Here is a 6,365-nt window from a genome sequence, read left to right on the forward strand (position 1 = left end):
ACCATGGGCAAGGCACTCGAAGGTGTGCGCATTCTTGACTTCACGCACGTGCAGTCCGGACCGACGTGTACGCAGTTGCTGGCTTGGTTCGGCGCCGACGTGATCAAGATCGAACGCGCCGGTCATGGCGATGTCACGCGCGAGCAACTGCGCGACATTCCTGATGCGGACAGCCTCTACTTCACGATGCTCAACAGCAACAAGCGGTCGATCACGCTCGACACCAAGCACCCGGAAGGCAAGGCGGTGCTCGAGCGCATGATTCGCGACTGCGACGTGCTCGTGGAGAACTTCGCGCCCGGCGCGCTCGATCGTATGGGCTTCACGTGGGAGCACATCCACGCGCTGAACCCGCGCATGATCGTGGCGTCGGTCAAGGGTTTCGGCCCCGGCCCGTATCAGGACTGCAAGGTCTATGAAAACGTGGCGCAGTGCGTGGGCGGGGCGGCGTCGACGACCGGCTTCGACGATGGCCCGCCGATGGTGACTGGCGCGCAGATCGGCGACTCCGGCACAGGATTGCACCTGGCACTGGGCATCGTCACGGCGCTGTATCAGCGCACCATGACCGGGCAGGGGCAGCGAGTGCTGGCCGCCATGCAGGACGGCGTGCTGAATCTGTGCCGTGTGAAGTTGCGCGATCAGCAGCGTCTGGAGCGCGCGCGCGTGATGGAAGAGTATCCGCAGTTCCCGAACGGTCAGTTCGGCGATGCGGTGCCGCGCGCCGGCAATGCGTCGGGCGGCGGTCAGCCGGGCTGGATTCTCAAATGCCTGGGCTGGGAGACGGACCCGAACGCGTACATCTACTTCATCACGCAGGCCCCGGTGTGGGGTTCGATCTGCAAGGTGATCGGCAAGCCCGAGTGGGTGGAGCATCCAGACTACGCCACGCCGCGCGCCCGGTTGCCGCGTCTGCGCGAGATCTTCGACACGATCGAGCAGTGGACCATGACGAAGACCAAGTTCGACGTCATGGCCATCCTCAATGAGTACGACATTCCGTGCGGCCCGATTCTTTCGATGAAGGAAATTGCAGAGGACATGTCGCTGCGTGAGACCGGGACCATTGTCGAAGTCGATCACCCGAAGCGAGGCAAATACCTCACCGTCGGCAACCCGATCAAGCTCTCGGACAGTCCCACGCATGTGGAGCGCTCGCCGCTGCTCGGTGAGCATACCGACGACGTGCTCTCCGAGTTCGGCTACAGCGCGCAACAGATCGCAGCCCTGCGCGAAGCCGGTGCGTTGTAAGCCGCGCCGCACAAGCGCAAGTCTCTGCACGAGGCAGATGTGAATGACTTCAAGACATCGTGCCCGGCGTGCGCGCGGCGAACCTTGCCGTGCTGCCGGGCCGTTACAGGAATGGCAAACGCATGAAGCTCTGGACCCGTTTCAAGACCGCACATGGCCGCATCGGCTTCGGCCTGCTGCAGGGCGATCACATTCTCGAACATCGCGGCAATCTCTTCGATCAGCCGATCGCCACGGGCGCGACGATTGCGCGCGACGCGGTCGATCTGCTGTGCCCCTGCGAGCCGTCGAAAATCGTGGCGCTGTGGAACAACTTTCACGCGCTCGGCGCGAAGCTCGGCAAGGCCGCGCCATCGCATCCGCTTTTCCTCATCAAACCTGCGACATCGCTGTCCGGGCCCGGCGCAGTGATTCGTCGTCCGGCGTCGTATGCCGGCAAGATCGTTTTCGAGGGCGAACTGGGCGTGGTGATCGGCAAGCGCACGAGCCACGTGAGCGAGGAAGCCGCACGCGATCACATCCTTGGTTACACCTTGGTCAACGACGTCACCGCGGCTGAAATCATCGAGCAGGACGGCAACTTCGCGCAGTGGACGCGCGCCAAGGGCTTCGACACGTTCGGCTGTATCGGCCCCGTGATTGCGCAGGATTTCGACTGGCGCGAGGCGGAGCTGGTCACGCGGCTCGACGGCACGGAGCGTCAGCGCTATCCGCTCGCGGACATGATCTTCAACCCGTGGCAACTCGTCGCGCGCCTCTCACAGGACATGACTCTGCTGCCGGGCGACGTGATCGCGGTGGGCACGTCGATCGGTGTCGGCTCGATGAAAGAGGGCGCGCTGGTCGAAGTGAGCATCGACGGACTGGGAACGTTGGCCAATCGCATGGGCGGCTGACGAGGCAACCGATTTCACGGTGGTCGGCCGGGGTGGCAATGGCCTGAGTCGATCGCCCTTTTTCATTCGGCAGATCAGGAATCTGTCCGGCGCGAGGCGGCCTGATCGGCGCTGTGGGCCGCGTAGTTTTTCCCGCTGCCTTCGGGCGGCGGCACGGGGCTCTTGTAAGCCATCATGCCGTCGATGAGCGCGGCGCCGTCGGCCAGCAGGAATTCGCGGAAGGCTTGCGCGACCGGCGGCAGCCGCTTGCTGCGACGGTGCACGACGTACCAGCTTTGCCAGGCCGGAAAGCCCTGCACGTCGAGCACCGTCAACTGGCCGGTCTGCAGCTCCATGCCGACGGTATGCGCCGACAGGAAACTGATGCCCATGCCTGCCACGACCGCCTGCTTGATGGTTTCCGTGCTGGCGATCTCCATCGTGATCTTCAGTTGCTGGGTGCGATGACCGAACGCGTCCTGCAGGGAATTCCAGGTGTCTGACCCGCGCTCGCGGCTGATGAACGGTTCTTCCGTCAGACGCGAGAACGGAATCTGGCGCAGCCCGGCAAGCGGATGATCGGGCGGTGCCACGATGACATAGGGATGGGGTGCGAAGGCTTCGTTGATCGTGTCGATCTCGTGAGGCGGACGCACCATCACGGCCAGATCGGTGAGGTTTTCGGTGAGCTGATGCAGGAGTTCCTCGCGGTTATGCACCGTGAGACCCAGCGTGACGCCCGGATGGCGCACGGTAAATGCCGCGAGCAGCCGGGGGAAGAAGTAGTCGCCTGCGCTGATGACCGCCACGTTGAGCTTGCCGCCCGTAATGCCTTTGAGGTGATCCATCGCCTCTTCGGTCTCGCGAAAGAGCGCAATGATCGCGCGGCTGTAGTGAAGCATTTCGCTGCCCGCCGGCGTGAGGAAGATCTTCTTGCCCAGTTGCTCGAAGAGCGGGAGCCCGGCATGGGTCTCAAGCTGCTTGACCTGTGTCGAGACCGCCGGTTGCGTGAGGTGCAATTCTTCGGCCGCCCGCGAAAAACTCAGGTGCCGCGCTACGGCTTCGAAGACCTTCAACTGACGGAGCGTGGCGTGTTTCATGCGGCTGGCTTCCAGAGATCGGGGCGTGCGGCGGAACGATTTCCGCTCGCGAAGTCGGGTCCGGGAAGTATAAGCAATCGTTGATGGTTTGCATAATTAACTTTAACTGTCTTTTATGGGTTGGCCTGCGTAATCTGCAATGGCAGCCCGCATGAAAGTGATGTGACAGCAAAGCGCCGGTGACATGTCGCGTCAGGCGAGAGCGGGTTTGCGTGTTCTGGAGACGATCACTGTTTTGGGAGAGCGCCATCATGTCTGTCATCGAAACGCATATCAAACCCGCCGCCCTGGCACCGGTTGCCAACGCCCATCTGCATGCGTTCAACAACGCATTCGTCGAGTTGGGGCTGGACTGGTATTGGGACCACCATACGTACACCCGTCTGTTGCACACGACCGGGAATCAAGATTTGCCGCTGGCGTACCTCGAAGGCGCTTCGGCGCAGGCGTTGCGCATGGCTGAACTGGTGTTGATCGGGGCCTATCTCGACGGACACCAGCCGCATCTGCTGCGCGCCTACGAGCCGGAATTCCTGTGCGACCTGATTCATTGCACCAAGGTGCGTTGCTTCGAGGCGGCCAATGAAGGGCGTTCGATGCTGCCCCTGAGAGCCGCCGCGGCCTGAGTTTCACAACACGACAGGGGCTCAGACCCCGAGACAATAACTATGCATATTGGCATTCCAAAGGAGACGGCCGGCGGCGAATCCCGCGTCGCGGCCACACCGGAAACGGTGAAGAAGCTGGTGAGCGCAGGGCATCGCGTCACCGTGGAGCGTGGCGCCGGTGAGGCCGCGAGCGTTCCCGATGCGGCGTATGTCGCGGCGGGGGCGTCGAGCGGCAGCGCGGCCGATGCCCTTGGCGCCGAACTGGTGCTCAAGGTACGCGCGCCGTCGGTCACGGAGATCGCTCTGATCCCGCGCGGCAGTGTGGTCGTCGGTATGCTCAATCCGTTTGATGCCGAGAACAACGCTCGCATGGCGGCGGCCGGCATCGTCGGCTTCGCTTTGGAAGCGGCGCCGCGCACCACGCGCGCGCAAAGCATGGACGTGCTGTCTTCGCAGGCCAACATTGCGGGCTACAAGGCCGTGATGCTCGCCGCCAATCTCTATCAACGCTTCATGCCCATGCTGATGACGGCCGCCGGCACGGTCAAGGCCGCGCGTCTGGTCGTGCTGGGCGCGGGCGTCGCGGGCTTGCAGGCCATTGCCACAGCCAAGCGGCTGGGCGCGGTGATCGAAGCGTCGGACGTGCGTCCGGCCGTGCGCGAGCAGATCGAATCGCTCGGCGCCAAGTTCATCGACGTGCCTTTCGAGACCGACGAAGAACGCGAGATCGCCAAGGGCGTGGGCGGCTATGCCCGCCCGATGCCCGCCGCGTGGCTCGCGCGTCAGGCGCAACTGGTGCACACCCGTCTTACGCAGGCGGACATCGTGATCTCCACCGCACTGATTCCCGGCCGTGCCGCGCCCACGCTCATTGCCGAAGACACCGTCAAGGCCATGAAGCCCGGCTCGGTCATCATCGATCTGGCAGCCGGACGCGGCGCGAACGGCGGCGGCAACTGCCCGCTGTCGGTCGCCGACGAGGTCGTCAAAGTCCACGGCGTGACGATTGCCGGGTACACCAACCTCGCTGGCATGGTCGCGGCAGACGCCTCTGCGCTGTACGCACGTAACGTGCTCGACTTCCTGAAGCTGGTGATCGACAAGGAAGGCAAGCTCGTCATCGATACCAACGACGACATCGTTGCCGCGTGCCTGATGTGCCGCGACGGTGAAGTGCTGCGTGCGGCATAAGGGGAGTCACAACTATGGAAATGATCAATCACACGGTGATCAATCTGATCATCTTCGTGCTGGCGGTGTACGTCGGCTATCACGTGGTGTGGAACGTCACGCCTGCGCTGCACACGCCGCTCATGGCGGTGACCAATGCGATCTCGGCCATCGTGATTGTGGGCGCAATGCTCGCAGCCGGGCTGACCGAAGGCAACCTCGGCAAGACGATGGGCGTGGTCGCTGTCGCGCTCGCCGCCGTGAACGTGTTCGGGGGCTTTCTCGTCACCCAGCGCATGCTCGAGATGTTCAAGAAAAAAGACAAGGCGCCGGCAAAACCGGCAGCCAATGATGAAGCGGCAAAGGGAGCGCACTGACATGAGCATGAATCTTGTGACGCTGTTGTATCTGGTCGCGTCGATCTGTTTCATTCAGGCGCTCAAGGGCCTGTCGAACCCGCGCATGGCGCGGCGCGGCAATGCCTTCGGCATGATCGGCATGACGATCGCGGCCCTCACGACCCTCGCGCTGATCTTCGAGTTGCGCAAACTCTCTAACGGCAACTATTCGGGCCTCGGCCTGATTCTCGCGGGCCTCGTCGCCGGCGGCGGCATCGGTGCGTATGTGGCGCGCAAGGTCGAGATGACCAAGATGCCGGAGCTGGTGGCGGCCATGCACTCGCTGATCGGTCTGGCGGCCGTGTGTATCGCCGTGGCGGCAGTCGCGGAACCGGCGGCCTTCGGTATTGTCGCGGCGGGCCAGCCGCTGCCACCGGGCAACCGCATCGAGCTGTTCATCGGTACGTTTGTCGGTGCGATCACGTTCTCGGGTTCGGTCATCGCCTTCGGCAAGCTCTCGGGCAAGTACAAGTTCCGACTGTTCCAGGGCGCGCCGGTGGTCTTCAAAGGCCAGCACATGGTGAATCTGGCATTGGCGATCGCGATGCTCGGCTTTGGCGGTGCGTTCTTCGTCTCGCAGAGCTGGACGCCGTTCGTCATCATGACGGCCATCGCCTTCGTGCTGGGCGTACTCATCATCATCCCGATTGGCGGCGCCGACATGCCGGTCGTGGTGTCGATGCTGAACTCGTACTCCGGCTGGGCAGCGGCAGGCATCGGTTTTTCGCTGAACAACCCGATGCTCATCATCGCGGGCTCGCTGGTCGGCTCGTCGGGCGCGATTCTGTCGTACATCATGTGCCGCGCCATGAATCGCTCGTTCTTCAACGTGATTCTCGGCGGCTTCGGTGCAACGCCCGGGGCAGGTGCGGCAGGCGGCGAACAGCAGCAACGTCCGGTCAAGTCGGGCTCGCCCGATGACGCCGCGTTCCTGATGAGCAACGCCGAATCGCTGGTGATCGT

At 63.3% G+C, this 6,365-nt stretch carries 7 protein-coding genes; 6 read left to right on the forward strand and 1 reads right to left on the reverse strand.

What is annotated here, in order from left to right:
- Positions 1-3: 3 nt before the first annotated feature.
- Together frc and PBR20603_RS22850 are read left to right on the forward strand one after the other, a co-directional pair.
- Complete coding sequence (gene frc, locus PBR20603_RS22845) at positions 4-1,251, forward strand: formyl-CoA transferase (protein ID WP_150561743.1); 1,248 nt, start codon at positions 4-6, stop codon at positions 1,249-1,251.
- A 122-nt stretch (positions 1,252-1,373) separates the two neighbouring features.
- Complete coding sequence (locus PBR20603_RS22850; protein ID WP_150561744.1) at positions 1,374-2,147, forward strand: fumarylacetoacetate hydrolase family protein; 774 nt, start codon at positions 1,374-1,376, stop codon at positions 2,145-2,147.
- 74 nt (positions 2,148-2,221) lie between these two features.
- Here the strand turns inward: PBR20603_RS22850 and PBR20603_RS22855 are convergent, their stop codons facing one another.
- Complete coding sequence (locus tag PBR20603_RS22855) at positions 2,222-3,226, reverse strand: LysR family transcriptional regulator (protein ID WP_150561745.1); 1,005 nt, start codon at positions 3,224-3,226, stop codon at positions 2,222-2,224.
- Between the two features lie 251 nt (positions 3,227-3,477).
- On the opposite strand from PBR20603_RS22855, the gene PBR20603_RS22860 reads away from it, so the two are divergent.
- The 4 genes from PBR20603_RS22860 to PBR20603_RS22875 all read left to right on the forward strand — a co-directional run.
- On the forward strand, positions 3,478-3,852 hold the full coding sequence (locus tag PBR20603_RS22860) for an HAD family hydrolase (RefSeq protein WP_150561746.1): 375 nt from the start codon (positions 3,478-3,480) through the stop codon (positions 3,850-3,852).
- 42 nt (positions 3,853-3,894) lie between these two features.
- Positions 3,895-5,025, forward strand: a complete 1,131-nt coding sequence (locus PBR20603_RS22865) for a Re/Si-specific NAD(P)(+) transhydrogenase subunit alpha (RefSeq protein ID WP_150561747.1) — start codon at positions 3,895-3,897, stop codon at positions 5,023-5,025.
- A gap of 14 nt (positions 5,026-5,039) precedes the next feature.
- On the forward strand, positions 5,040-5,381 hold the full coding sequence (locus tag PBR20603_RS22870) for an NAD(P) transhydrogenase subunit alpha part 2 (RefSeq protein WP_150561748.1): 342 nt from the start codon (positions 5,040-5,042) through the stop codon (positions 5,379-5,381).
- Position 5,382: 1 nt separating this feature from the next.
- Positions 5,383-6,365, forward strand: a 983-nt coding sequence (locus PBR20603_RS22875; RefSeq protein ID WP_150561749.1) for an NAD(P)(+) transhydrogenase (Re/Si-specific) subunit beta, incomplete at its 3' end; no start/stop codon positions are given.

The organism is Pandoraea bronchicola (genome assembly GCF_902459805.1).
Taxonomy (GTDB): Bacteria; Pseudomonadota; Gammaproteobacteria; order Burkholderiales; family Burkholderiaceae; genus Pandoraea; species Pandoraea bronchicola.

Coding starts and splice junctions, on each gene's coding strand:
- PBR20603_RS22870 (WP_150561748.1), top strand. CDS start 5,040: ATGGAAATGATCAATCACACGGTGATCAATCTGATCATCTTCGTGCTG.
- PBR20603_RS22860 (WP_150561746.1), top strand. CDS start 3,478: ATGTCTGTCATCGAAACGCATATCAAACCCGCCGCCCTGGCACCGGTT.
- PBR20603_RS22850 (WP_150561744.1), top strand. CDS start 1,374: ATGAAGCTCTGGACCCGTTTCAAGACCGCACATGGCCGCATCGGCTTC.
- PBR20603_RS22855 (WP_150561745.1), bottom strand. CDS start 3,226: ATGAAACACGCCACGCTCCGTCAGTTGAAGGTCTTCGAAGCCGTAGCG.
- frc (WP_150561743.1), top strand. CDS start 4: ATGGGCAAGGCACTCGAAGGTGTGCGCATTCTTGACTTCACGCACGTG.
- PBR20603_RS22865 (WP_150561747.1), top strand. CDS start 3,895: ATGCATATTGGCATTCCAAAGGAGACGGCCGGCGGCGAATCCCGCGTC.